Raw genomic sequence first — 22,862 nt, 5'->3', positions numbered from 1 at the left:
GGTGTTCTCCTGTCAGTGGTAGTACGCGGGGCCGCGGATATTGTCGTGGGTATCGGGTAGCGCCAGCTCCTGTTGCGCCTCAAGCGGCTGCTCATCCAGCCGATGCTTGAGGATGGACTCGATACTCTTGTAACGGCAGCTGCCCAACGTTAATGCCCGCCGGCAGGCGGCCTCCAGGCGCTCATCGCCATAGGGTTTGCCGAGTCGCAGGATGCCCAGGCAGGACCGGTAAGCCTGTTGCGGATGTTTGCGCGAGCCGAGCACCGTCTGAATGAGCTTCTCCGTTGCCGGCCCGGTCTTCGACGCCCATCGCATTAACCGTTCCGGCGACCACTCCCCGGCCTGGCGGTGCGACTCCGGCATATGTGCGGTGACGGTGGTATGGCGCCCCTTGTGGTGCGACCGCGGGTGGCTGGCCACCCGGTTGCCTTTGTGGAAGCACTCGATGGTATTGCGGGTGATGCGTATATCGACCTCCCTCTTAATCAGAGCATAAGGTACGGAGTAGTAATGCCCTTCGAAGGCGATGTGGTAATCAATGTGCACCCGGGCCTTCTTCCACTCGGCATAGACGTAGGGTGTTACCGGCAGGGGCTGTAGGGCCGGTCGGTCCAGTTGTTCGAAGTGCTCCCGGCGGCAGCCCGGCAATTTCCTGAAGGGCCGGGCATTGAGCTTCTCCAGCAGTTCGCCGATCACGGCGTTAAGTTCGGCCAAGGAGAAGAACTGACGGTGACGTAGTGCGGCCAGTATCCAGCGCTCGACGATCAATACGCCACCTTCAGCCTTGGCCTTGTCGCGAGGTTTGCGGACCCGAGCCGGCAAGATTGCGACACCGTAGTGCGAGGCCATATCCTGGTAGGTGGGGTTGATGTCGGGCTCATAGCGGTGGGCCTTGCTCACGCCAGAGCGCAGGTTGTCCGGCACCACCAGCTCGGGCACGCCGCCCAGGAAGTGCAAACAGCGCACATGGGAGCCAATCCAGTCCGGTAGGGTCTGGCTCCAGGTCGCCTCGGCATAGGTGTAGTTGGAGGCCCCCAGCACCGCCACAAAGATCTGTGCCTCGCGGACCTCCCCGGTGGATCGATCAATGACCGGTACCGTGTGACCAGCGTAATCGACAAACAGCTTCTCGCCGGCGCGGTGGTCGTGGCGCATGACCACATCCAGCTTGCCCTGCCAGGCCCGGTAGTGCTCACAGAACCAGCTGTACTGATAACCGTCGGGGTGACTGGCCCGGTACTCCTGCCAGAGCAGGAACAGGGTTACACCCTTGTGCTTGAGCTCGCCGTGGATATGCGACCAGTCCGGAATACCCCGTTCCTGGGCGGGCAGGTCCGGTGGCAGCGGGAACAGGAGCCGCTCAAGACAGGAGTCGTCCAGATCGGCAGGGAGGGGCCAGGTCAGACCGGCTTCTTCGGCCCGGCGCAGGTACTCGCTGACCGTGGGGCGGCCAATGCCGCAACTGGTGGCAATCTTGCGATTGCTCATGCCCTGCGCCCATTTAAGACGCAGGACTTCTTTGATTTTACGCATGGATAACCTCTTTGCTGGCATCTATTCCCCTCCGTTTGGAAGGGGTCAGAATACCGGTTAGTTATCCCGCGTCGGTGCGCTCCTGTGGCTGCCCTCAGGCAGGCTGCCAGGTTGGCAGCTTTGCCGTGGAATCAGTGGCAGCATTCGCGTGGAATGGGTGGCAGGCTTCGTCTGGAATCAGTGGCAGGCTTGGTCTGGAATACGCACGCAACAGAATGGGCGCCACGAGCGCATGAATTTGACCCTGAAAAAGGAGGCCAGCAAACCGGCCTCATTCAATTTCTTGCAACAGCAAGATCGCTTCCATAGCTTCATGCAGGTTTACAATAACGAGCGCCCGCACCAGTCGCTGAACGGCCAATACCCGGGTGACCTGTATACACCTTCAGTCCGTGCCTACCGACCTCCTGAAGAGCCTGAATATCCTTATCACGATCGCTTGGTCCGCGTGACCCAATGTGGCCGAATCTGCATCGGCAAACGCAAAATCAACCTGAGCACAGTATGTGCCGGGCAAACAGTGGGAATACGGGAAGTTGAAGGCCGGGTCTGGCTTGCCGGAAGGCCGGACCCCAGCTTCTTGGATTATGATCTAGGCTTTTTTGACCAGACCGAGAACAGGGTGGAGCCAGTGGGTGTGAACCCCTTTGCTCCAAAAGTGTTACCCATGTCCTCGGAATAAAGTGCAACCTATGTGACCGGAATGCACCTTGAAAAATATGGTGGGCCCAGTAGGACTTGAACCTACGACCAATCGATTATGAGTCGACTGCTCTAACCAACTGAGCTATAGGCCCGATAATGCAGGTGGGGGATTATAGAGAAGAACCCACCGCAGTCACAGCCCTGTGTGGGGCTGATTGCGGCGGGTGGGTGCGCCTAGGGAGCAGCGATAATATTCACGGCATCGTAGAGGTTGGGTGAGCTGCAGTGCGCAACATCATCCATGGTGGCGTTGGCCCTGGCGATACCACCGCCGTTCATGTACGCCTCAAAGGCCTTGCCCAGTGCGGCATAGGACGGCCATGCGGCTACGTGATAATAGTCGAACTCAACATCGCCGACGCCCAGGGAGGGCGCCAGGATCCAGCTCGCGCCGGGCGCTTCCATCTCCACCATCATGGCGCTGACACTGCTATGGCCGGCCATGGCGTCAGCCATGCCGCTGTCGTCGTCGAGGGAGCAGCGAGCGAACCAGACCACACCGTCGCCCGGCTCGCCGTCGGGTTCCAGGATGGTGTAGGACGCCATCAACGCGTGGCTGCAATCCAGTGCATCGGTATAGGCCTGTGACACTGCTCCCGACTCGTGCACCCATTTCTGCATCTGCGCGCCGAACTGTTCAGCGTTGTCATAGGCGCCTATGAAGCCCACCTCAAACGGCATCTCCCCGGTGCGGAACTGCGGCGTGATCATCCACGCATTGTAGCCGCGGCTGTGTTTCGCGGCCCATTTCTTCAGGCCCTTGTTGGCGCTTTCAAGGTCGGCGAATCCCTTTCCTTCCTTGAAGGTACAGGCATAGAGCTCGAGGGGTTGAGCTGTTGCGTTATCCTGGGCACTGGACGGTGCAGCGCTGGCCGCGGCCAAGACGAGCGCCGCTGCAGCGGCATAAGTTGCTGTTTTCATGGCAGTATTTCCTGTAATTGTTATGAGGGCTATGCCAGTGAGACCAGCTTCGGCATCCACTAAGCGTAGGTGACGCGGGGGGCCTGTCAATTGTGGGGCCCCCGGCGGGGCCTGGGGCGACCGCCGCAGGCTGTCGGGCATCAGTGGCGATGTGTGCCTTAGCGTGCCTGCAGGCTCTCGATGTTGCGCCGGATCACGGCATTGATTTCAGCGCTCAGGCCACCGAGGTCGAGGCATTCCTGCAGGAGTGTGGCAGCGCCTGCGTGGTCGCCCGCCTTGACCGCGAGGTTCGCCCGGTTCAGGCACATGGCGGGTGTGCGGTGGCCCGTGGCCTCCGCGCGCTGGTAGAGGTCGCTGGCGGCGCCGAAATCCTGTGCCCGGTAGCAGGCCTCGGCCGCCCCCTCCAGACTGTGCCCGGGACGGTAGCCCATCTCGGCAGCGCGCACAAAGTAGTCGCGTGCGCGGGAGAAGTCCCCCGCATGGTACATCGCGCTGGTCGCGGCGATGCTGTAGAGCCTGCCGCTGGGCTGAGTGGCCAGTTCGCGCTCCATCAGCGCCAGATAGCGCAGTGAGCGCGCGCTGCGCGGTCGCGCCGGGTTGGCGTCGATGTAGTGGTGGATCGGGATGTGCAGCGTTCCCTGACGGTGTTCGTCTATGGAGGCATCTACCGTCTCGTGGATGCTGCCGGCGTAGCGGATGTCCGGGCGATTGCGGAACAGGCGCAGGATGGGGTTGACGGTATAGCCGCTGAAGCCGCGGCTGAGCTCGAGGTCCTGCGCAGCCTGCCAGCCATAGGCCGTCTGGTCGTTGTTGTAGTTGTACTGTTGCAGGAAAAAGCCATCGAGGTCGGTGCGTGCGATGACCTGGTGCAGGGCAGAGAAGTCGGTGGGGGTGATGAACTCGTCGGCGTCCAGCACGAGGATCCAGTCGTTTCGCGCCTGTGCCAGGGAATAGTTGCGGGCGGCGGCGTAGTCATCGTGCCAGGTGTAATCGAACACCCGGTCGGTAAAGTCACTGGCGATGGTCCGGCTGTTGTCGCTGGAACCGGTGTCAACAACGACGAGTTCGTCGACATGCGGTGCGGCAGCGCTGAGGCAGTCGCGCAGGAAAAAGGCTTCGTCCTTGACGATCATGCACAATGACACGGGCATGTTCGGGCTCCGGCGATAGGCGGTGTGCGCAGGCGCCGTCCGTGGCGACCCGCGCGGGTCAGTCCTTACTCGTCCAGGAAGCTGCGCAGGTAGTCTGAGCGCGTCGGGTGGCGCAGCTTGCGCAATGCCTTGGCCTCGATCTGGCGGATACGTTCGCGGGTGACATCGAACTGTTTGCCCACTTCCTCCAGGGTGTGGTCAGTGTTCATGTCGATGCCGAAGCGCATGCGCAGCACCTTGGCCTCGCGCGCGGTCAGGCCGGCGAGCACTTCCTTGGTCGCTTCCTGCAGACCCTGGCCGGTAGCCGCTTCGATGGGCGAGCTGATGGTGATGTCCTCGATGAAATCGCCCAGATGCGAATCTTCGTCATCACCAATCGGGGTTTCCATGGAGATGGGCTCCTTGGCGATCTTGAGCACCTTGCGCACCTTGTCCTCGGGCATGTCCATGCGCTCACCGAGCTCTTCCGGTGTGGGCTCACGGCCCATTTCCTGCAACATCTGCCGCGAGATGCGGTTCAGTTTGTTGATGGTTTCGATCATGTGCACGGGAATGCGGATGGTGCGGGCCTGGTCCGCGATGGAGCGGGTGATGGCCTGCCGAATCCACCAGGTGGCGTAGGTGGAGAACTTGTAGCCGCGGCGGTACTCGAACTTGTCCACCGCTTTCATCAGGCCGATGTTGCCTTCCTGGATGAGGTCGAGGAACTGCAGGCCGCGGTTGGTGTATTTCTTGGCGATCGAAATGACCAGGCGCAGGTTGGCCTCGACCATTTCCTTCTTGGCGCGGCGCGCGCGGGCCTCGCCCATGGACATGCGGCGGTTGATGTCCTTGATTTCGTTGACCGAAAGCCCGCACTGCTCCTCGACCGCGATAATGCGGCGCTGCAGGCGCAGGATGGTGTCCTTCTGGGCAGTGAGCCGTGCGACGTAGTCTTTCTTGCCTCGGGTCTGGCGCGTAATCCACTTGAGGTCCGATTCGGACCCCTGGAAGGAAGTGATGAAGTCTTTACGGGGCATGCCGCAGTCACGGACGGCGATCGTCATGATCTGGCGTTCCTGCTCACGAACAGAAGCCAGCACCTTGCGCGGCCCTTCCATCAGCGGGTCAAAGACCCGCGGGGTCAGCTTGAAGAACTTGAACAGCTCGCCCAGCTTCTCCATTTCCTTGATGGCGGTCTTGTCGTTACGGCCTTTGGCGGCGATCGCCTTTTCGGTCTTGTTGAACTGGCGCTTGAGCGCTGTGAAGCGCTTCTTCGCCTCTACGGGATCGGGCCCTGACTCGGTTTCCTCGTCGGAGGTGTCGGGCTCGTTGTTGTTGCTCTCGGCGACTTCAGCGGCCGAAGGCACATGGTCGGCCGGGTCCAGGTAGCCAATCATCACATCGCCCAGGCGGCGTTCTTCCCGGGTCACCAGGTCGTACTCGTCCAGGATCTGCTTGACGGCACCTGGGTAGTGGGCGAGGGCCGCCATCAGTTCGCGAATACCCTCTTCGATGCGTTTGGCGATGACGATTTCGCCTTCGCGGGTAAGCAGTTCCACCGTGCCCATCTCACGCATGTACATGCGTACGGGGTCGGTGGTGCGACCGGCTTCGGTTTCCACGGCCGCGAGGGCTGCTGCAGCCTCGGCGGCGGCGATGTCATCCGCCGAGCTGTCGCCTTCGGTCATGAGCAGCTCATCGGCATCCGGCGCCACTTCAAACACCTGGATGCCCATGTCGTTGATCATCTGGATGATGTCTTCAACCTGATCCGGATCGGAGATATCCTCGGGCAGGTGATCGTTGACCTCGGAGTAGGTCAGGTAGCCCTGATCCTTGCCACGGGCGATGAGATCCTTGAGCCGGGACTGCTGTTGGGCGGCGTTGGTCATTCGGCAGACACCTTCGAATAAAATACAAAAAAAACGTAGCCGGAAATTATAGCCGGAACAGAGCCGACCCTCCAGTGCAATCCCCGGTATTAATTGGAGCGCTTTGGCGTGAGCGGTGCGCGGCTCAATGCGGTCAGGCTCAGGGCTGTTGCTCCTGCTCCGCTCAGGGCTGTTGCTCCGCTCAAGGCTGTTGGGTCGCTCAAGGCTGCTGCATCGCTCAAGGCTGCTGCATCGCTCAAGGCTGCCGCTTCTTGCGGGCCTCATCCAGACGCTGCTTTTCCTTCAGCAGATCCCTGAGTTGTTGCTTGTCCGCTTCGCTCATCTCAGCGTAGTTGGTCGCTTTCAATTTGTCGACTCGCGCTGACAATTCGCTGCGCTGGGGCAGCTGCGCCAGCGCTTCCACGGTATCGATAAACTGCTGTTCGATCCCCTCGCGTGGAATCAGTCGCTCCTCCCCGGCCAGTCGGCTGAGCAGCTCACCTTCCGGTGTGCCATACCAGTGACCGAGCAGCATGGCGGTGTTGGAATCCGGGCGCCGCTGCAGCAGTGCCAGCAGCTCGCGCAGCAGCACGATGTCCTCGCCTTCCAGCGCGGCGATGGCGGCAACCTCCACGCGGGCCGCGATGTCGGGCTGGTGCAGTAGCAGGGCGATGGCCGCCTGGGCCAGATTGCTGTAGCCCAGCGGTGCGCGGCCGCTGGGATTGCGGCGCTTCGGCCCGCCGCCCTCGGGTTGCTCTCCTGGCGCCTTGTTGGTCGGCCCAGGCGCGGGTGCGAGCGGTGGTGCCTCCAGGTGCATGAGCTCTGCAACGGTCAACCCGGTTCGCTCGGCGAGTGAGCGGAACATGAGCTGGCGGAACACGCCCTCGGGCAGCTGGCGCAGCCACGGCAGGGCGAGCTTGCTGAGGCGCGCGCGTCCCTCCAGGGTGGTGGTGTCGAGGTCTTCGCTCACAGCCTCGAAGAGGAAGGTCTCCAGCGGCGTCGCGCGCCTGACCAGCTCACGGAAGGCGTCACTGCCCACTTTGCGCACCAGGGTGTCCGGGTCCTCGCCTTCATCGAGAAACAGGAAACGTGCCTGCCGTCCATCCTCCATGCAGGGTAGTGCTGCTTCCAGCGCACGCAGCGCCGCCTTGCGCCCGGCGGCATCGCCATCGAAACAGAATACAACCTCGGGTGTCAGCCGATACAGGCGCTCCAGATGCGCCTGGCTGGTCGCGGTGCCCAGTGTCGCGGTGGCCTGGGTAATGTCGTGCTGGGCCAGCGCGATCACGTCCATATAGCCCTCCACGACCAGCACCCGATCCAGCTTGCGGTTGGCCTGGCGTGCCTGGTAGAGGCCATACAGCTCGCGGCCCTTGGAGAAAATGGGCGTCTCCGGGGAGTTCAGGTACTTGGGTTTGTCGTCGCCAAGCACCCGCCCACCGAACGCGATAATGCGGCCGCGCTGGTCGCGAATCGGAAACATGACGCGATCGCGGAAGCGGTCGTAGGTGCGCCCTGCCTCGTTCTGCACCAGCATCCCGGTCTCGAGCAGCCATTTGCGCTGTTCCTCGCTGTCACCGAGGGCCTGCAGCAGGTTGTCCCAGCCCGGCGGGGCGAATCCCAGGTCAAAGCGTTTGGCAATTTCGCCGGTGAGTCCGCGCTGCTTCAGGTAGTCCACGGCGCGGTGCGCCTCGGGGTGGCTGCGCAGCTGCTTCTGGTAGTAGCGCGCGGCCTGTTCCAGCAGGGCGTACAGCGGTTTGCCGGTTTCCTCCCTGCCGGGCTGGGGGCTGCCGGGCCGTGTCTGCTCCCGCGGCACTTCCAGGCCCAGGCTGCTGGCCAGCGTTTCCACCGCCTGGGGGAAATCCACGTTCTCGTAGTCCATGACGAAGCCGAGGGCGTTGCCGCCGGCACCGCAGCCAAAGCAGTAGTAGAACTGCTTGTCGGGGTTGACGCTGAAGGAGGGGGTTTTCTCCTCGTGGAAGGGGCAGCGGGCGCTGTAGTTCTTGCCGGTTTTTTTCAGTTTCACCCGGCGATCGATCACCTCCACGATGTCCACGCGGTCGAGCAGGTCGTCGAGGAACTTTTGTGGAATGCGTCCGGCCATGGAAGATCAGCGATACTCAGTATAGCCGGCCATTGAAGCACGGCGCCGGAGGCTTGTCAGCGGTGAGCGGCGTGGCGGCAGCATCGACGCGCATGGAGGGCGGGCCGGCAGGCCACCGGTCAGGCGGTCAGGCGCGCCTTCACCAGCCTGCTGACCGCGCCCACGTCGGCGCGGCCCTGCAGCTGGGGTTTGAGCTCGGCCATCACGGCGCCCATGGCCTGCATGCCGCTGCCTTCAGCGCGGCTGATGGCGGCATTGACCAGTTCGTCAAGCTCGGCTTCACTGAGCGGGCTGGGCAGGAATTCCTGGATAACCGCGATTTCCCGTTCTTCCTGGGCTGCGAGCTCGGGGCGTTCCGCGGCGTGGTACTGCTGCGCCGAATCGCGACGCTGCTTGATCATCTTGTCGAGGATGGCGAGGGCGCGCGCGTCATCGATGTCGATGCGCTCGTCAACCTCAATCCGCTTGAATTCCGACTGAATCAGCCGGATGGTGCCCAGGCGTTCCTTGTCACGGGCCTTCATGGCCGCTTTCATGGCGGCCTTGATGGTTTCTACAAGTGTGGCGCTGCTCATGGGCTGGGCTGCCTGTGTGCTGCCTGGCAGGGAATCAATACAGGCGGACGCGCTTGCGGTTTTCCCGGGACAGCTTCTTCAGGTGGCGCTTGACGGCAGCAGCCGCGGCGCGCTTGCGGGTCGTGGTGGGCTTTTCGTAGTGCTCACGCTTGCGCACTTCTGCCAGTACGCCAGCCTTTTCACAAGAGCGCTTGAAACGACGCAGGGCGACGTCAAAGGGCTCGTTTTCCTTCAATTTGATATGCGGCATTAACTCTTTACCTGTTTCGTCTGTTCGTGGCCTGCACACCCGCTGCCGGAGCGTTGAGCCGTAAAAGGTCGCGCATTCTATACCCATGTGGCGGCATTTGCAAAGCCCGGGGCGCGTAGCCCGGGACGCGCAGTCCGGGGTGCGTAGCCCGGGAAGTCCGGAGGGCCTGACCAGCCTCGCACGCCCCGGCACAACCCGGTATTATCCCCCGCTGCAAACATTATGGAGCCCTCATGCGAATTCTGGGCCTGGAAACGTCCTGCGACGAAACCGGCGTGGCCATTTTTGACACCAGCCGCGGCCTGCTGGCGCACGCCTTGTTCAGCCAGGTCGACATACACGTGGAATATGGTGGTGTGGTCCCCGAGTTGGCCTCGCGCGACCACGTGCGCAAGACACTGCCGCTGGTGCACCAGGTGTTGCAGGAGGCGGGCCTGAGCCCGGCAGAACTGGATGGCGTGGCCTATACGGCGGGACCGGGACTGGTCGGCGCCCTGATGGTGGGCGCCACGCTGGCGCAGACGCTGGCCTGGGCCTGGAATATCCCGGCCCTGGGCGTGCATCACATGGAAGGCCATCTGCTGGCACCCATGCTGGAGAAGGAGCACCCGGAATACCCCTTTGTCGCGCTACTGGTGTCCGGGGGCCACACACAGCTGGTGCGGGTCGACGGCATCGGTCGTTACCGTCTGCTGGGAGAATCGCTGGACGATGCTGCCGGTGAAGCCTTCGACAAGGCGGCCAAGATGCTCGGGCTACCTTACCCCGGTGGCCCACATATCGCCCGGCTCGCCGAATCCGGTGACGCCACCCGCTTCGATTTTCCACGACCCATGGTCAATCGCCCGGGGCTCGATTTCAGCTTCAGCGGCCTGAAAACCTTCACCCTTAACACCGTGAACGCCTGCCGTGAGGAGAGCGGCCTGAGCGACCAGGACAAGTGCGACATCGCCCGCGCCTTTGAGGAGGCCGTGGTTGCCACGCTGGTGATCAAGTGCCGGCGCGCGTTGGAGCAGGAGGGCCTGTCGACCCTGGTCATGGCCGGTGGCGTCAGCGCCAATCGCAATTTGCGTGCGCAGTTGCAGTCCGCACTCGGCAAAACCGGGGCCCGTGTCTTCTACCCGGCACCGCAGTTCTGTACCGATAATGGTGCGATGATCGCCTTTGCCGGGGCCCAGCGTCTGGCGGCGGGTCAGGTGGACGGCCCCGTGACGACCGTGCGCCCCCGCTGGCCAATGACCGAACTCCCGCCGCTCTAGGGAGTCCGTGGCAGCGGTGTCGGCTGGTCGGGCGCCGCCGATGCCAGTATCATGCGCCACTGCTCAGTGAAGGCCTGGATTATGTCCCGAGATACGTGTCGCCGCCCCGCTGCGGCGCAGGAACGGCCGCCGTGGTAGATATTGTCTTTATTCGTGAATTGCGCGCGGATGCCGTGATCGGCGTCTACGACTGGGAGCGCGGAATCCGGCAAACCCTGCTTATCGACCTGGAAATGGCCTGGGACAATCGCCCCGCCGCACAGGGGGATGATCTGTCCCGCGCACTGGATTATGCCGCGGTGTCCCGGCGGGTGATCGACTGGGTGGAGGCCTCGCGCTGCGAGCTGCTGGAGACGCTTGCTGAGGAGCTTGCCGAGCAGGTGCTTGGCGGCTTCGATGTGCCGTGGTTGCGCCTGCGTCTGTGCAAGCCGGGGGCAGTGCTGCAGGCGCGCGACGTCGGTGTGCTGATCGAGCGCGGGGTACGCCCGGCGTGACCCGTGTTTTTCTTGGCCTGGGCAGCAATATCGAGCGTGAACGCTATCTTGTTGCAGGGCTGGATGCGCTGCAGGCGCTCTTTGGCGCCCTGGAACTCTCACCTGTGTACGACAGTGCCGCCATCGGCTTTGACGGACAACCCTTCCTGAATATGGTTGTTGCGGTGGAGACCCGATTGCCGCTGGCCGACATGGCGACTCGCCTGCGCGCCATCGAGACCGAGCACGGTCGCCCGCTGAATGCGACCCGCTTCTCCGCCCGGCAGCTGGACATCGATATTCTCACCTACGGCGATCTGGTGGGCGAGCACCACGGCATCAGCCTCCCCCGCGGGGAGATACTGGAAAACGCCTTTGTGTTGCGCCCCCTGGCCGAGTTGGCACCGGCGCACCGGCATCCCGCTACCGGTTCGAGCTACGCCGAGCTGTGGCGCGCGTTTCGGCAGGACAGCCAGGCGCTGAAGCGGGTCGACTTTGCCTGGCGCGGGCGCTGGATATCCCGCGCCGAGTGAATACGCCGGGCGCGCTGCGCCGCCTCAATCGGCGGGTGTTGTGCGCATGGCGTCCAGCAGGCGGATCTGTTCCGCCGCCAGTGCCTCGCCCAGCGCCTTGCCAGCAAGCCCCTGCGCCACGAACGCCTCGGCACTGACCGATCTCGCCCTGCGCAGCGCCTCGCGCAGGTAGGCCGCCTGTGGATAGGGGCGCTGCTCGCTGCCCGCACGACCGCGGGCGTCGGCCTCGCAGGCCTGCAGAAATGCCTCGAACCGCTGTGGCTGGCGCAGGGCGCCGGTTCCACGCAGCAGCTTCAACAGGGTTTTGCCTCGCAGTTCCCGCGCCCGATGGCAGAGCAGGTGGAATTCGCAAACCTGTAGCGCCAGGTCCCGGTACTGGTTGGGTGCGCGCAGTCGCTGGCAGACATCGCGCACCAGCGCCAGGCCACGCTGCTCGTGTGCGATGTGCCGTGGCCACTCGGCTTCCGGCGTTATGCCCTTGCCCAGGTCATGCAGCAGGGCCGCAAAGCGCACATCCGCGGCGGGGGTGAGGCGGGCTGCCTGCTGCAACACCATCAGGGTGTGCAGGCCGGTATCCACTTCCGGGTGATACTGCGGGCTTTGCGGCACGCCGAACAGCCTGTCGACCTCCGGCAGCAGTGCGCGCAGCGCGCCGCAGTCGCGCAGTACCGTGATGAAGGTCTCGGGGCTTCGTTCAGCGAGTGCTCTCTGCATCTCGATCCAGACGCGCTCCGCCGGCAGATGCTCCAGTTCACCCTGGTTGACGATGTCCGTCATCAACGCCAGCGTCTCCGCTGCAACGGTAAAGCCGAGGTGCGCGTAGCGGGCGGCGAAGCGCGCTGTGCGCAGCACCCGCAGTGGGTCTTCCACAAAGGCTCCGGACACGTGGCGCAGCACGCGCTGGCGCAGGTCCCGCTGGCCACCGTAGGGGTCGATGATCTGCCCGGTTGCGTCGCGGGCCATCGCGTTGATCGTCAGGTCGCGGCGCAGCAGGTCCTCTTCCAGCGTGACTGCGGGATCGCAGTGCACTACAAAGCCGGTATAGCCGTGACCCTGCTTGCGTTCTGTGCGCGCCAGGGCGTGTTCTTCCTTGGTTTCCGGATGCAGGAAAACGGGGAAGTCTTTGCCCACTTGCTGATAGCCCAGGGCCAGCAGGGTGTCTGGTGTGGCCCCCACCACCACCCAGTCGCGTTCGCTGCAGGGGTAATCGAGCAGGGCATCGCGCACAGCGCCGCCGACCAGGTAGGTTTTCACGCCCGACAGCGCCCGTTCTTGCAGGCGCAGGAGGTGCGCTCGCCGGTGTCCAGGTTGTACAGGGTCATGGCGCCACCCCACACGCAGCCGGTGTCGAGACCTATGGTGTTCGGGCTGTCGGTAACGCCCTCTATCGAGGCCCAGTGACCGAAAATGATCTTGTCGCCCGCGGTCTTGCGTTTCTTGTGGCTGAACCAGGGAGAGACCTTCTTGCTGTCGCCTTCCGGCCGGGGGTTGGGAATGGGGCCCTTGCTCAGCAGGTCGAGCACGCCCTTCTTGGTGCAATAGCGCATGCGCGTAAGGTAGTTGGTGATCACCCGCAGCCGCTCCATGCCCTGTAGCTCATCGGACCAGACTGCCGGCTCGTTACCGTACATTGCCGCCAGGAACGTGATGCAATCGGGGCTCTGCAATACGGCCTCCACCTCCCAGGCGCGGTGCATGGCGTCTTCCACGCTCCACTGCGGCGGGATGCCCGCATGCACCATGGTGTAGCCGTGCTCGTAGTGCAGCAGCGGTCGGTGCGTCAGCCAGTTGAGCAGCTTGTCCCGGTCCGGTGCGGCGAGAATCTTGCCCAGCGTGTCGGAGGGCGAGGGTGCGCGCACACCGGCCGCGACAGCCAGCAGGTGCAGGTCATGATTGCCCAGCACCATGACCAGGTTGTCGCGCATGTCATACAGAAAACGCAGGGTTTTCAGGCACTTGGGGCCTCGGTTGACGATGTCGCCAACCGACCACAGGGTGTCGCGATCGGGGTTGAACTGCACGCGCTTGAGCAGGTGCTTCAGTGGCTGCAGGCATCCCTGTATGTCACCGACTGCATAGATCGCCACAGCGGCTACTCAGTTCAGCGCCGTGGGAGTGTGCAGGGTGAAGGCGCGGATGGGCACATCGAAGCGCTGCTCGGCCTCACCGCCCGCTGCCCCCCCGGTGCGGGTGACCATGGTGTAGCTGCCTTCCATGAAGCCGACCGGGGTGGCCAGGGTTGTGCCGCTGGTATAGCGGAAATACGCGCCCGGTTGAATCACCGGCTGCTCGCCGACCACGCCCTCGCCGCGAACCTCCTGCTGCGCCCCTTCCGCATCGGTAATGATCCAGTGCCGCGACAGCAGCTGCACAGCCTGGCGGCCACTGTTGCGGATCGTGATGGTGTAGGCAAAGGTGTACTGCCCGTCGGCGGGACGTGAATGGCGCGCGAGGTAACTGGTCACCACATCAACGTTCACCAGGGAGGGGTCGAAGGGGCTGGGTGTTCGGGTTTCCATGGTGTCAGGCATCGCTCAGGTGGTTGGCCAGGCGGATAAAATCCAGCAGCTGCAGCGTCTCTGCGCGGGCACCGGGGTCAACCCCCAGCTGCTCGAGTTCGTGATCGGAGAGTATACCCTTTAAATTATTGCGCAGCGTTTTGCGGCGCTGGGCGAAGGAGGCCTGCACGATCTTGCGTAAACTGTCCTCGTCGCACTCTGGCCAGGGCGAATGCGGGTAGGGGGTCAGCCTGACAATGGCTGACTGGACTTTCGGCGGCGGATAAAAAGCCTCGGGCGGCACATCGAACAGGTGTTCCACCGCGCAGTGATACTGGGCCATGATGCCGAGACGCCCCCAGTGCTTGCCCCCGGGCGTTGCTGCCAGGCGGTTGACCACCTCCAACTGCAGCATGAAGTGCATGTCCTGCAGCAGGGGGGCGAACTCCAGCAGGCGAAACAACAGGGGCGTGGAGATGTTGTAGGGCAGGTTGCCTACCACCCTGAGCGGCACACCATCGCGGGCCAGTGTGGCGAAGTCGAAGGCCAGCGCATCGGCGCTGTGCAATTTGAAACCCGGGTAGATGCTGAAGGCCGCCAGCAAGCCCGTCACCAGATCCCGGTCCAGTTCCACCACGTCGAGGCGTATTTCGCGACTTATCAGTGCCGCTGTCAGCGCACCCTGGCCGGGCCCGATCTCCACCAGGTGCTCACCGGGTTGCGGGTGTATGGCATTGGCGATCTCGGCAATGATGCCTGCGTCCTGCAGGAAATTCTGGCCGAAGCGCTTGCGCGGTGTGTGGGTGGTTTTCATGGGCGCATTGTACGGGGCATGCCGGGCAAAGTGCACGTTTTCACACGGGCGATGGCCAGCGGGCATTCCGGACTGGTGTCTCACTGGCCACCGCACTTCTCCTGCCCCGGCTGTTATACTCCCGCCCCATATCGATGAGCTACCAGAACGCCGCATGACACTCTCGCAGTACGCCACACTCATGGACACCATGGCTCGCCTGTCACTGAAGGCCGATGCCTCGCGCTATTTTTTCGGCTACGTGTGGTGGGTGCTTGAGCCCTTACTCTATGTGCTGGTGTTTTATGTGGTCTTCGAGCTCATCCTGCAGAACCGCAAGGAAGATTTCGTGGTGTTCCTGATGTGCGGGCAGCTGGCGTTTGTCTGGTTTTCCAAGTCGCTGAACCAGGCGGCCCGCAGTATTCTCGGCAGCAAGGGTCTGGTCGGCCGGGTCGATATTCCGAAGAGCCTGTTTCCCCTGGCCACCATTCAGGAGGGCCTGTATAAACAGGCCGCGGTCTTCCTGTTGCTGTTTGCGGTACTCCTCGCCAAGGGTTATACGCCTTCACTGGTGTGGGGCTGGCTGCTCCCGGTGATGCTGGTGAACTACCTGCTGATCGTGGCCTGCTCGCTGTTTGCGGCCTATCTGGTGTGCTGGGTGTTCGACTTCCACGTCTTTATCTCCATGGCGACCATATTTCTCATGTTCACCTCCGGGGTGTTCTGGGACCCCCGTGACCTGGATCCGGCCATGACCCACTGGGTGCTGACACTGAACCCGCTCGCCTTCCTGCTGGATGCCTACCGGCAGATCCTGCTGGCGGGTGTGGCGCCGAATGCCGTGCATCTGGCGATTGTCGGCAGTGTTGCGCTGCTGATGGCTCTGGCGGGACTGGCAGTGCTGCGGCGTCACAGCCGCTTTATCGCCCTGCGGGTAATCACCTCATGAGCGACCTGCCGATGCTGGAACTGGTGGGCGTCTCCCATCACTACATGGCGCGCAAAAGCAGTTTCGACCATGGCCTGCACCATGTGCTGGACAATGTCTCCCTGCGGGTCATGCCGGGAGATACCCTGGGTATCGTCGGTCGCAACGGGGCCGGCAAAACCACGATGTTGCGCCTGATGGCCGGCATCATCGAGCCGCGGCAGGGGGTGATTCGCCGCCGCGCCGGTGCCAGCTGCGCGCTGCTCAGCCTGGGGCTGGGCTTTCAGGATTCCCTCTCCGGTCGCGACAACGCGCTCATCTCCGCCATGTTGCAGGGGGTGAGCAAGCGCGATGCGCTGGCCAGCCTGGACGCTATTCGCGAGTTCACAGAACTGGGCGACTCATTCGAGGAGCCGGTGAAAACCTATTCCTCTGGTATGCGCGCCCGTCTGGGTTTTGCCAGCGGCCTGCTGACGCGGGTGGATATCCTGCTGATCGACGAGGTGTTGAGCGTGGGCGATGCGCAGTTCCGCGACAAGGCGTTGGCCGCCATGCAGCAGCGCCTTGGCGGCGAGCAGACGGTGGTGTTTGTCTCCCACGCCGAGGGGCAGCTGAAGGCGCTCTGTGACCGTGCGGTGTGGATTGAGCAGGGGCAATTGCGCGCTGAGGGGAGTCCGGAGGAGGTTATTGCGCAGTACCGGCAGCCGGTGGCTGCTTCGCGCTGACGGCTACGCCGATGGGACCGCGTGCTACGGACTACGTTGCTGGGCCAGCTTCACGGCCAGGCCTAGCGCCGCGCGCAGGCTCCCATCACTGGCCAGCCCGGTGCCCGCCAGTTCCAGCGCTGTCCCGTGGTCCACACTGGTCCGCAGGATCGGCAGGCCCAGCGTGATGTTGACCGCGTTGCCGAACCCCGCATATTTCAGCACCGGCAAGCCCTGGTCGTGGAACATGGCGAGGTAGGCGTCCGCCTGTTCCAGCAGTGTCGGGCTGAAGGCGGTGTCTGCGGGCAGCGGCCCCAGCAGGTGCATGCCCTCCGCGCGCAGCTGCTCCAGCAGTGGCGTGATGATCTCTATCTCCTCGCGCCCCAGGTGGCCGCCTTCGCCGGCGTGCGGGTTGAGGCCCAGCACGGCAATGCAGGGTGCCTGGATACCAAATTTGCCCTGCAGATCCGCGTGCAGAATGCGCAGGGTGCGAGCCAGTGAATCGCGTGTGATGGCCTGGGCGACAGCCGACAGCGGCAGGTGCGTGGTGGCCAGCGCCACCCGTAACTCATCGGCGGCGAGCAGCATCACCACCTGTGCGGTATGGGTCCGGGCGGCCAGGAACTCGGTATGGCCGCTAAAGGGGATGCCCGCGTCATTGATGATCGACTTCTGTACCGGTGCGGTGACCATCGCGTCAAAACACCCGGAAAGGCAGCCGTCTGCCGCCAGCTCAAGTGTTTGCACCACGTAGGGCGCATTCGCCCGGTCCAGGCTGCCCGGCAGCACCGGCGCAGCCAGTGTCGGGGCGAACAGGCCTGACGCGCCTGTCGTTGTCTTGTCCTGGCTGGGCGCCGAGGCGGGCAGCACGGTCAGGGTGCCTGCCGCCTGCGCGCGCGCAGGCGCCGCGAAGTCTGCACGCTGCAGGTTCAGCGGCAGCCCCAGCAGCTCCGCTCGTTGCAGCAGCAGGCCCGGTGCCGCGATCACTACCAGTTCCGCGGGCCAGTCCTGCTGGGCAAGCATGACAACGATATCCGGCCCGATACCCGCAGGTTCCCCGGCGGTGATGGCGATTCTGGGAATCGTCACGTCGGCGTTATTTGATGTCGACGAACGCTTCGTCGCGAATTTTCCGCAGCCAGGCGTCCAGCTCTTCGTCGTATTTGCGTTGGTGCAGCGCCTCGGTCGCACGGTTGCGAATGGCCTGGGCGGTCATGTCCTGCTCGCGGCGCTCCATCACTTCGAGGATGTGCCAGCCAAACTGGCTTTTCACCGGCTCGGATATCTCCCCTACGGCGGTATCGGCCATCGCCGCCTCGAATTCGGGCACCATCTGCCCGGGGGTGGTCCAGCCGAGGTCGCCGCCCTCCGCGGCGGAGCCGATGTCCTTGGAGTACTTGCGCGCCAGTTCGGCGAAGTCCTCGCCCTGCAGGATACGGCTCCTCAGCTCCCGTGCACGAGCTTCAGCCTGCTCTTCCGTCATGATTTCGGAGGGCTGGATGAGAATGTGGCGCACACGGGTCTGGTTGACCATCTGCTCACCGCCCTGCATATCGGCGAGGTTGATCAGGTGCAGGCCGGAGGGGCTGCGGATCGGGTCGGATGTGGCGCCGACTTCAAGATCCGGTGCCACATCGCTGAACAGGCTCGGCAGATCCTCCAGCTTGCGCCAGCCCAGGTCGCCTCCGGAGAACGCGTAGCGGCCATCGTTGGAGGAAATGACCTGGTCGAAGGGCTCGCCTGCGCGGATGCGGCGCAGCAGGCCGTTGAGATAACTGCGCGCCGCTTCGACGTCACTGCTGGGTGCATCCTCCGGCAGGGGCAGCAGGGCGTGAAGAATGCGGTACTCCGGCTGGGTCAGCTTCTGTCCCTCCGGTGAGGCGAGGAAGTTGCGCACCTCCTGCTCGGATATCTGGATACGTTGATTGACGTTGCCGGCCTGAACCCGCTGGATGATCATCTCGCGCCGCACCTGTTCGCGCATGGCCGCGTAGGATTGCCCCTGCTGCTCCAGTGCCGCACTGAAGTCGGCCAGGCTCATGCGGTTCTGTGCGGCTACGCGTTCCATTGCCTGGTTGAGCTGTGCATCTGAGATACGTGCACCGACGCGGTTGCCCAACTGCAACTGGATGCTCTCCAGAATCAGCCTGTCCAGGGTTTCGCGAATCAGCACATCCTCCGGGGGCAATTCGACCCCGCGTGACTGCAGGCTCTGGGTGATGGCTGCAACGCGCTCGCGCAGCTCGCTGGCCATGATCACGTCATCGTCCACGATGGCCACAACCTGGTCGAGTATCTGTGTTTGTGCCTGCACCTGGCTGCCAAGGAGCAGGGACGCAGCAAGGCCGGCGGCCAGCAGTGCGGATTTAATAGTCACGTTCGTCAAAACCTCGAATCATGTCTTCAAGCAGGTCGGTGACCCGGCTGCCAAAGCCGCCCATGCCCTTCAGCAGGACCTGGACCTGTGTGGAGTAACGCCGTTCCAGGTTGGGATCCGTAAAGTCCGGATCTTGCCCTGACGTCGTATCGATATAGCGCAGATGCAGCAGGCGCACGCGCCAGCAGCAGCTATCGTATTCGATTCCGAACATATCTTCCACGCTGGTACTGCCCTCGACGCTGAAGTTCACGGCGCCGAATACGCTCCAGCGATTGTTCACGGGGTAATAGGCGGACAGGTGGGCCTGCTCGGTGACGGTATCGTTGTCGACCAGCGTGACGGGGCGTCGATAGGAGTAGCCCACGTTGAATACCGCGTTGTCCGAGCGGCGGTAACTGGCGTAGGCGCTGCCGGCGTTCATGTTGCCACTGTCCGGGTCCCAGACCAGGCTGTTGCGCAGGCTCAGGCGCTTGTTGGGGGTGAAGGTGATTTCCCCGGCCATTTCAGAGCTCGACTGCTCCAGCGCCGTGTCATCCGGGTTCAGCCGTACGCGCCGGTCGCGCAAATAGAAAATCTGCCCGACGCTGGCGCTGAGATACTCGCGACCGTCCTCGGCGCTGATATAGCGCGTGGTCAAACCCAGGGACAGGCGGTTGGCATCGTCCAGGCGGTCCCGGCCGGAGAATCGCGTATCGCGAAACAGCTGGTTGTAGGTGAACGTCAGTTCGGCGCTGTCGAAGTCAGGCTGCGTCGACTGGTCATCGTATTCGCTGATCAGATAATAGGCGCGAGGTTCCAGCGTTTGCAGCAGCGGCTTCCCTGCAAGGCTGGTGGCGCGTTCGAAGAACAGGCCGCCGTCCAGGCTGGCCAGCGCCGAGCCCGCCGACGGGCTGTCATCACCCAGTTCGCCGTTGTCATTCAGCGCATACTCGAGATAGCGGTACTTGGCGGTGGAGTTGAGAAAGCCGTACTGCCACAGCATGGGGTAAGTGGCACCGCCCTCGAGATACATGCGCTGACCGGTGACGACATCATCGTTGGAGTCGAAGTACGAATACTGCGACAGGAACAGGGGCGCAACCGTGAAGGGCGTATTCTCGCCGCGGTAGCGCGCGGTGATCTGCGGCAGTTTCTGGTAGTCGTTGTCGAGGTCGTCGGCGAGTGACTGGAACTCCTGCAACTCCAGGCCCACAAGCCACTGGTCTCCCAGGTAGTCGAGGGTGCCGAGTTGCAACAGGCTGGTCTGGCGCTTGGTGTCCAGGTTGGAGGTATTGAGGTCCTTGAAGTAGTCCACGTCACTGACCCGGGAGTAGTCAATGCGCGAGCGCCAGCGCTGCTCGAACAGCCCGTTCTGGCGCACATTGGCCAGCCAGCGCGAATCGTCCCCGGCATCCGGGCGCTCGCGTGCGTAGCGATCATCACTGCCCATCCAGGTGCCGCCGACTGACCAGAACCCGGTGTTGCGGTTCAGGTAGCGTGTTTCAAGCTCGTGGTTCAGCCCGCGCTCCTGAATGTAGCGCGGCGTATACAGCGCATCGTAGTTCGGCGCCAGGTTGAGATACACCGGTACGGCGAGGTCCAGCCCGCCATTGGTGTCGGAGCTGATGTCGGGCCACAACAGGCCGGTGCGACGACGGTCGTCCAGCGGAAAGCGCACCCAGGGCAGGTAGAGCACCGGCACGCCGGCGACGTCGAGTTTGGCGCCGGTTGCCGTGCCCAGCCCTTCCTCGAGGTCCAGCTTGATGTTGTCGGCACGCATCGCCCACTCTTCATCATCCGGGGCGCAGTAGGAAAGACGCCCGTCCTGGATGAACAGCGTGCCATCCGCGGCGCGGCGCAATTGCGCCGCGCTGCCATGCAGGTGCTGTTGGTGCAGGACGAATTCGCTGTCGCGGATACTGGCCTCACCGCTGTTGGCCGAATAGCGGGCCTCCTCCCCGCGCAACAGGACGCCCGGCTCACGCAGGGTGATACCGCCGCTGACGGTACCCTCGCGCTCGGCACGGTCGAAATAGCCGTCCTCGCCGCGCAGTTGCCGATAGCCCTGGTCGACAGTCACCCCGCCGCGCAGGTAGACATCGTCACCCTGCAGTTCGGACTCGGTGGCGCGGGCACGAATGTCTGAGGTTTCCGGGGTGTCTGCCGGGTCTGATTCCGCCAGCGGGTCGACATAGCGGCCGCCGCATCGCAGGCATTGCGGGTCGCGCTGCGCCTCGGGCGTTGCCGAGGTGGGCACCCAGTCCAGCTGCGCCGCATCATCCGCCACAGTCTGCAGAGACCACAGTGCGCTGAGGCTCAGGGCGATGGCGAGGTGGCGCAACCGGGGGTGGACGGGGCTGTGCGGGCGCGGGGTCATCAGGTTTGGGTGCATTTTTTGGTGTAAAACGGGATGATAATGCATCGCCCCCGGCTTGTCCGGGTCTTTTTCGTTGCGGGAGCTTCTCATGTCCTTACCGCCAGGCGGCCTGCTTTCCTGGTCCATGCAGGCGCTGTCAATCAACGCCGATGACGCGCCCACTCTGCACCCGCTGGCGGGAGATGCCAGCCAGCGTCGCTACTTCCGGCTGCGCACGCGGGCGCAGGTTTATATTGCAGTGGACTCGCCCCCTGCCTCGCAGAAAAACCGCGAGTTCCTTGCCGTTCGCGCCTGCCTGGAGGCCGGCGGAGTGCGCGTGCCGGCGCTGCTCGCGGCGGACCTCGAACAGGGGTACCTGATGCTGGAGGACCTCGGTGACAGCCTGCTGCTGGATCGGCTGACCGCCGACGCTGCCGACGGCTGGTATCGACAGGCCCTGGCCCTTCAGCGGCGCATGGCGGACCTCCCTGCCGACACCATTGCGCTGCCCGCGTATGATGCGGGATTGCTGGGTGAGGAGCTGGCGCGTTTTCCCGAGTGGTTCCTGACCGCGCTGCTCGGCCTCGCGCTCTCGGATGACGAGCGCGCCGCGCTGGCGGAACTGGACGGGCTGCTCGTCGCAAATGCCCTGGGCCAGCCCCGGGTGCTGGTACACCGTGACTTTCACAGCCGCAACCTCATGTGCATGGCGGACGGGCAACTCGCGGTGATCGACTTCCAGGATGCCGTGTCCGGGCCTCTCACCTACGACGCGGTGTCCCTGCTGAAAGACTGCTACGTTCGCTGGCCGCGGGACAGGGTTGCAGGGTGGGCGCTCGACTACCGCGATGCACTGACGGCCTCAGGGCGACTGCCGGCGCTGGATGACGCCACCTTCCTGCGCTGGTTCGACTGGATGGGCCTGCAGCGGCACCTCAAGGTGCTGGGCACCTTTGCACGGCTGGCGCTGCGCGACGGGAAGACCGACTACCTGCAGGATCTGCCGCGGGTGCTGGCGTATGTACAGGAGGTGTTCGCCCTGTACGCGGGGCAACATCCGGCGCTCGATGGGATAGCGGGTTGGTTTGGCCAGCGGGTATTGCCGGTTATCCAACGCCAGCCCTGGAGCCGCACGTGAAGGTCATGATCCTGGCGGCGGGATTCGGCGAGCGCATGCGGCCGCTCACGGAGCATACCCCCAAGCCCCTGCTGCAGGCGGGCGGCCGGCCTCTGATTGCCTGGCACATTGAGGCTCTGGCAGCGCTCGGGCTGGACGACCTGGTGATCAATGTCGCGCATCTGGGGCAACAGATTGTCGACTGGTGTGGCGACGGCCAGCGCTGGGGCGTGCGCATTCGCTATTCGCGGGAGCCAGAGCCGCTGGAGACGGCGGGCGGCATCCAGCGCGCGCTGCCGCTGCTGGGCAGCGCCCCATTTCTGGTGGTGAATGGTGATGTGTGGACCGAATACCCCCTGCAGCGCCTGCTTGCACACGCCCATCTGCCGGACGGTACCGCACATCTGGTGCTGGTCGACAATCCACCGCAGCACCCGCTGGGCGATTTCCAGCTGACGGACAGCGGCCGTGTGGTCCCCCGGCCACCCGCGGCTACGGGGTTGACCTACGCGGGTATCGGGGTGTTCAGCGCCGGTTTCTTCGCCGACATGGCGCCGGGGAAGTTGCCCCTGCGACCACTGCTGGATACCGCAATAGCCGCCGGGCGCCTGTCGGGTGAGCATTTCACCGGCGCCTGGGCCGATGTCGGCACGCCTGAGCGCTTGCAGGCGCTGGATGCCCGACTCCGTGCCGCTGCGGACAGCACGGGATGATCTGTCAGCACTTAGCCGCTAGAATAGCCGCCTGTTC

The 22,862-nt window shown here is 63.8% G+C and carries 22 protein-coding genes and 1 tRNA gene; 8 read left to right on the top strand and 15 right to left on the bottom strand.

Features of this window, described 5'->3' with window-relative positions; genetic code table 11:
• Positions 1-12 precede the first annotated feature (12 nt).
• Positions 13-1,554, bottom strand: a complete 1,542-nt coding sequence (gene istA / locus R3E49_RS04315) for an IS21 family transposase (protein ID WP_371293923.1) — start codon at positions 1,552-1,554, stop codon at positions 13-15.
• A 127-nt stretch (positions 1,555-1,681) separates the two neighbouring features.
• Here istA and R3E49_RS04310 point away from each other — a divergent pair, with 127 nt between their 5' ends.
• Positions 1,682-2,215, top strand: coding sequence for an integrase core domain-containing protein (locus R3E49_RS04310; protein ID WP_371293922.1), 534 nt, complete (start codon positions 1,682-1,684; stop codon positions 2,213-2,215).
• A gap of 38 nt (positions 2,216-2,253) precedes the next feature.
• Here the strand turns inward: R3E49_RS04310 and R3E49_RS04305 are convergent.
• From R3E49_RS04305 to rpsU, 7 genes are all read right to left on the bottom strand, one after another.
• Positions 2,254-2,330, bottom strand: a tRNA-Ile gene (locus R3E49_RS04305).
• Positions 2,331-2,412: 82 nt separating this feature from the next.
• Positions 2,413-3,159 carry a hypothetical protein gene (locus R3E49_RS04300; RefSeq protein WP_371293921.1) on the bottom strand — a complete coding sequence of 249 codons (747 nt, stop codon included), beginning with the start codon at positions 3,157-3,159 and terminating at the stop codon, positions 2,413-2,415.
• A gap of 158 nt (positions 3,160-3,317) precedes the next feature.
• Entirely contained in the window at positions 3,318-4,310 is a 993-nt protein-coding gene (locus R3E49_RS04295) for a glycosyltransferase (RefSeq protein WP_371293920.1), read from the bottom strand.
• Between the two features lie 65 nt (positions 4,311-4,375).
• Entirely contained in the window at positions 4,376-6,184 is a 1,809-nt protein-coding gene (gene rpoD / locus R3E49_RS04290; RefSeq protein ID WP_371293919.1) for an RNA polymerase sigma factor RpoD, read from the bottom strand.
• A 235-nt stretch (positions 6,185-6,419) separates the two neighbouring features.
• On the bottom strand, positions 6,420-8,267 hold the full coding sequence (dnaG, locus tag R3E49_RS04285) for a DNA primase (protein WP_371293918.1): 1,848 nt from the start codon (positions 8,265-8,267) through the stop codon (positions 6,420-6,422).
• A gap of 119 nt (positions 8,268-8,386) precedes the next feature.
• Positions 8,387-8,842, bottom strand: a complete 456-nt coding sequence (locus tag R3E49_RS04280) for a GatB/YqeY domain-containing protein (RefSeq protein ID WP_371293917.1) — start codon at positions 8,840-8,842, stop codon at positions 8,387-8,389.
• Between the two features lie 34 nt (positions 8,843-8,876).
• On the bottom strand, positions 8,877-9,092 hold the full coding sequence (gene rpsU, locus R3E49_RS04275; protein WP_027950376.1) for a 30S ribosomal protein S21: 216 nt from the start codon (positions 9,090-9,092) through the stop codon (positions 8,877-8,879).
• Positions 9,093-9,325: 233 nt separating this feature from the next.
• Here rpsU and tsaD point away from each other — a divergent pair, with 233 nt between their 5' ends.
• From tsaD to folK, 3 genes are all read left to right on the top strand, one after another.
• Positions 9,326-10,351, top strand: a complete 1,026-nt coding sequence (gene tsaD, locus R3E49_RS04270; protein WP_371293916.1) for a tRNA (adenosine(37)-N6)-threonylcarbamoyltransferase complex transferase subunit TsaD — start codon at positions 9,326-9,328, stop codon at positions 10,349-10,351.
• A gap of 131 nt (positions 10,352-10,482) precedes the next feature.
• Complete coding sequence (folB, locus tag R3E49_RS04265) at positions 10,483-10,845, top strand: dihydroneopterin aldolase (RefSeq protein ID WP_371293915.1); 363 nt, start codon at positions 10,483-10,485, stop codon at positions 10,843-10,845.
• On the top strand, positions 10,842-11,357 hold the full coding sequence (folK, locus tag R3E49_RS04260) for a 2-amino-4-hydroxy-6-hydroxymethyldihydropteridine diphosphokinase (RefSeq protein WP_290741848.1): 516 nt from the start codon (positions 10,842-10,844) through the stop codon (positions 11,355-11,357). Before folB ends, folK begins: the two co-directional genes overlap by 4 nt.
• Positions 11,358-11,381: 24 nt before the next feature.
• Here the strand turns inward: folK and R3E49_RS04255 are convergent, their stop codons facing one another.
• From R3E49_RS04255 to rsmA, 4 genes are read right to left on the bottom strand one after another with little or no spacing between them, the layout of a single operon-like run.
• Positions 11,382-12,611, bottom strand: coding sequence for a multifunctional CCA addition/repair protein (locus tag R3E49_RS04255; RefSeq protein WP_371293914.1), 1,230 nt, complete (start codon positions 12,609-12,611; stop codon positions 11,382-11,384).
• The gene (locus tag R3E49_RS04250) at positions 12,608-13,444 is read right to left on the bottom strand and encodes a symmetrical bis(5'-nucleosyl)-tetraphosphatase (RefSeq protein WP_371293913.1); all 837 of its coding nucleotides are present in this window, start codon (positions 13,442-13,444) and stop codon (positions 12,608-12,610) included. Before R3E49_RS04250 ends, R3E49_RS04255 begins: the two co-directional genes overlap by 4 nt.
• A 9-nt stretch (positions 13,445-13,453) precedes the next feature.
• Entirely contained in the window at positions 13,454-13,876 is a 423-nt protein-coding gene (gene apaG, locus R3E49_RS04245) for a Co2+/Mg2+ efflux protein ApaG (RefSeq protein ID WP_371293912.1), read from the bottom strand.
• A 4-nt stretch (positions 13,877-13,880) separates the two neighbouring features.
• Positions 13,881-14,669, bottom strand: coding sequence for a 16S rRNA (adenine(1518)-N(6)/adenine(1519)-N(6))-dimethyltransferase RsmA (gene rsmA / locus R3E49_RS04240; protein WP_371293911.1), 789 nt, complete (start codon positions 14,667-14,669; stop codon positions 13,881-13,883).
• A 154-nt stretch (positions 14,670-14,823) separates the two neighbouring features.
• Between rsmA and R3E49_RS04235 the strand changes: the two genes are divergently transcribed.
• Complete coding sequence (locus tag R3E49_RS04235; protein WP_371293910.1) at positions 14,824-15,597, top strand: ABC transporter permease; 774 nt, start codon at positions 14,824-14,826, stop codon at positions 15,595-15,597.
• Positions 15,594-16,301, top strand: a complete 708-nt coding sequence (locus R3E49_RS04230; protein WP_371293909.1) for an ABC transporter ATP-binding protein — start codon at positions 15,594-15,596, stop codon at positions 16,299-16,301. The genes R3E49_RS04235 and R3E49_RS04230 overlap by 4 nt, the downstream gene beginning before the upstream one ends.
• A gap of 24 nt (positions 16,302-16,325) precedes the next feature.
• Here the strand turns inward: R3E49_RS04230 and pdxA are convergent, their stop codons facing one another.
• The 3 genes from pdxA to R3E49_RS04215 are packed head-to-tail and all read right to left on the bottom strand — an operon-like array spanning position 16,326 to position 21,106.
• A complete protein-coding gene (gene pdxA, locus R3E49_RS04225; protein ID WP_371293908.1) occupies positions 16,326-17,369 on the bottom strand; it encodes a 4-hydroxythreonine-4-phosphate dehydrogenase PdxA in 1,044 nt (347 codons plus the stop codon).
• Positions 17,370-17,376: 7 nt separating this feature from the next.
• Positions 17,377-18,657, bottom strand: a complete 1,281-nt coding sequence (locus R3E49_RS04220) for a peptidylprolyl isomerase (RefSeq protein ID WP_371293907.1) — start codon at positions 18,655-18,657, stop codon at positions 17,377-17,379.
• Positions 18,647-21,106: an LPS-assembly protein LptD gene (locus tag R3E49_RS04215; RefSeq protein ID WP_371293906.1), complete on the bottom strand. Its 2,460-nt coding sequence runs from the start codon at positions 21,104-21,106 to the stop codon at positions 18,647-18,649. Before R3E49_RS04215 ends, R3E49_RS04220 begins: the two co-directional genes overlap by 11 nt.
• On the opposite strand from R3E49_RS04215, the gene R3E49_RS04210 reads away from it, so the two are divergent.
• Both R3E49_RS04210 and murU read left to right on the top strand, forming a co-directional pair.
• Positions 21,105-22,133: an aminoglycoside phosphotransferase family protein gene (locus tag R3E49_RS04210; protein ID WP_371293905.1), complete on the top strand. Its 1,029-nt coding sequence runs from the start codon at positions 21,105-21,107 to the stop codon at positions 22,131-22,133. The genes R3E49_RS04215 and R3E49_RS04210 overlap by 2 nt on opposite strands.
• Positions 22,134-22,138: 5 nt before the next feature.
• Positions 22,139-22,825, top strand: a complete 687-nt coding sequence (murU, locus tag R3E49_RS04205; protein WP_371294288.1) for an N-acetylmuramate alpha-1-phosphate uridylyltransferase MurU — start codon at positions 22,139-22,141, stop codon at positions 22,823-22,825.
• Positions 22,826-22,862 lie beyond the last annotated feature (37 nt).

The sequence above is a fragment of the Haliea sp. genome, assembly GCF_041395985.1.
In the GTDB taxonomy this organism is placed as follows: Bacteria; Pseudomonadota; Gammaproteobacteria; order Pseudomonadales; family Halieaceae; genus Haliea.
Note: the sequence above shows the minus strand (reverse complement) of the source record. Positions and strands in the feature narration are given on the sequence as shown.

Coding starts and splice junctions, on each gene's coding strand:
- istA (WP_371293923.1), bottom strand. CDS start 1,554: ATGCCAGCAAAGAGGTTATCCATGCGTAAAATCAAAGAAGTCCTGCGT.
- R3E49_RS04300 (WP_371293921.1), bottom strand. CDS start 3,159: ATGAAAACAGCAACTTATGCCGCTGCAGCGGCGCTCGTCTTGGCCGCG.
- R3E49_RS04295 (WP_371293920.1), bottom strand. CDS start 4,310: ATGCCCGTGTCATTGTGCATGATCGTCAAGGACGAAGCCTTTTTCCTG.
- rpoD (WP_371293919.1), bottom strand. CDS start 6,184: ATGACCAACGCCGCCCAACAGCAGTCCCGGCTCAAGGATCTCATCGCC.
- dnaG (WP_371293918.1), bottom strand. CDS start 8,267: ATGGCCGGACGCATTCCACAAAAGTTCCTCGACGACCTGCTCGACCGC.
- R3E49_RS04280 (WP_371293917.1), bottom strand. CDS start 8,842: ATGAGCAGCGCCACACTTGTAGAAACCATCAAGGCCGCCATGAAAGCG.
- rpsU (WP_027950376.1), bottom strand. CDS start 9,092: ATGCCGCATATCAAATTGAAGGAAAACGAGCCCTTTGACGTCGCCCTG.
- tsaD (WP_371293916.1), top strand. CDS start 9,326: ATGCGAATTCTGGGCCTGGAAACGTCCTGCGACGAAACCGGCGTGGCC.
- apaG (WP_371293912.1), bottom strand. CDS start 13,876: ATGGAAACCCGAACACCCAGCCCCTTCGACCCCTCCCTGGTGAACGTT.
- rsmA (WP_371293911.1), bottom strand. CDS start 14,669: ATGAAAACCACCCACACACCGCGCAAGCGCTTCGGCCAGAATTTCCTG.
- R3E49_RS04235 (WP_371293910.1), top strand. CDS start 14,824: ATGACACTCTCGCAGTACGCCACACTCATGGACACCATGGCTCGCCTG.
- R3E49_RS04230 (WP_371293909.1), top strand. CDS start 15,594: ATGAGCGACCTGCCGATGCTGGAACTGGTGGGCGTCTCCCATCACTAC.
- R3E49_RS04210 (WP_371293905.1), top strand. CDS start 21,105: ATGTCCTTACCGCCAGGCGGCCTGCTTTCCTGGTCCATGCAGGCGCTG.
- R3E49_RS04215 (WP_371293906.1), bottom strand. CDS start 21,106: ATGAGAAGCTCCCGCAACGAAAAAGACCCGGACAAGCCGGGGGCGATG.
- murU (WP_371294288.1), top strand. CDS start 22,139: ATGATCCTGGCGGCGGGATTCGGCGAGCGCATGCGGCCGCTCACGGAG.